Below are 815 nucleotides of genomic sequence, written 5' to 3' on the forward strand. Positions count from 1 at the left end.
GCCTCGAGCTGGTACGCATAGCTGGTGCGGCGCGGGAAGCGCTCCACCCGCTTGCCGTCGGCCGAGCGGATCGTGAGCCGGGGCAACAAGTGCGGAGCAGCCGGACTGAGGTAACGCAGCCGGCCGCGATCCCCAACCACCTTGGCGCTCGCCCAAAACAGGTTCGACGACCACAGCGCGCAGTGCAGGCGGCCCGTGTGCCCGCCGGCGAACCGCAATTCGGCCGTCATAGCCCGGTCCACTTCGGGACCGCCCAGTTTCGCACGAGCCGAAACGACTTCCGGGGTCGAACCGCCGAACGTACGGAGCATGTCGACCGTATAGCTTCCGTCGGTCATCAGCGCGCCACCGGCAAGGGAGTAGTCGTAGATGTTGCTATTTGAACGCTTCGGCAGCATGACGCACACCGCTACCTCCACTCGCTGCAATCTACCCAGCTCCCCCGAAGCGATGATCTGCTCGACGCGCGATGTCAACGGATGGTAGCGGTACTGGAGCGCCTCCATGACGACGCGATCTGACTTCGCGGCCAGCTCGGCGATGTCGCGGGCCTCGGCGGCATTGGCGGTGAACGGCTTCTCGCAGAGAACGTGCTTGCCCGCGGCAAGCGCAGCGCGTGTCCACCTGCCGTGCAAGCTGTTCGGCAGCACGATATAGACGGCATCCAGATCCGGATCGGCAATCAGCGCGTCATAGCTGTCGTGTGCCCGGGCGATGCCGTGCTTGGCGGCGAACGCCCGAGCATGCGACTCGTCACGATCCGCCACGGCGGCAACCACGACGTCGGCGTTTTCCCGGGCCGGCTTGACCAGAAT

The 815-nt window shown here is 65.8% G+C and carries 1 protein-coding gene; it reads right to left on the reverse strand.

The annotated features are described in order from the left end of the window. A partial coding sequence (locus A5706_RS26810) for a Gfo/Idh/MocA family protein (RefSeq protein WP_082964675.1) occupies positions 1-815 on the reverse strand: 815 nt, incomplete at its 3' end.

Source organism: Mycobacterium sp. E796, from assembly GCF_001672815.1.
In the GTDB taxonomy this organism is placed as follows: Bacteria; Actinomycetota; Actinomycetes; order Mycobacteriales; family Mycobacteriaceae; genus Mycobacterium.